Origin of the sequence: Ligilactobacillus pobuzihii E100301 = KCTC 13174 (assembly GCF_000349725.1) — a bacterium.
GTDB classification, from domain to species: Bacteria; Bacillota; Bacilli; order Lactobacillales; family Lactobacillaceae; genus Ligilactobacillus; species Ligilactobacillus pobuzihii.
The window spans coordinates 1-633 of the sequence record NZ_APCP01000088.1 but is presented as its reverse complement, the minus strand read 5'-3'; the positions used below and the strand labels follow the sequence as shown (position 1 = coordinate 633).

Annotated in this window: 1 rRNA gene; it reads right to left on the bottom strand. The window is 51.7% G+C overall.

Annotated elements, in window-relative coordinates:
• A 23S ribosomal RNA gene (locus tag LACPOB_RS0101235) occupies positions 1 to 633 on the bottom strand; the annotation flags it as partial.

The window sequence follows — 633 nt, the reverse complement described above, 5'->3', positions numbered from 1 at the left end:
TGTTCAGACTCGCTTTCGCTGCGGCTCCGGTCTTTCCACCTTAACCTGGCACGTGAACGTAACTCGCCGGTTCATTCTACAAAAGGCACGCCATTACCCCTTAACGGGCTCTGACTACTTGTAGGCACATGGTTTCAGGAACTATTTCACTCCCCTCCCGGGGTGCTTTTCACCTTTCCCTCACGGTACTGGTTCACTATCGGTCACTAGGGAGTATTTAGCCTTGGGAGATGGTCCTCCCGATTTCCGACGGAGTTACACGTGTTCCGCCGTACTCAGGATCCTAGACTGAGGAAAAACTGTTTCGCTTACGGGGCTGTCACCCGCTGTGGCCGACCTTCCCAAGTCGTTTAGCTACAGTCTTTCTTGTTAACTCAAATGTCCAGTCCTACAACCCCAAGAAGCAAGCTTCTTGGTTTGGGCTGTTCCCCGTTCGCTCGCCGCTACTGGGGGAATCGAAATTTCTTTACTTTCCTGCGGGTACTGAGATGTTTCAGTTCCCCGCGTCTATCCTCGACTGACCTATGTATTCAGCCAGCGATCATAACTAGTCACAGTTATGGGGTTGCCCCATTCGGAGATCTCCGGGTCATTGCTTACTTACAGCTTCCCGAAGCATATCGCAGTTAGTCA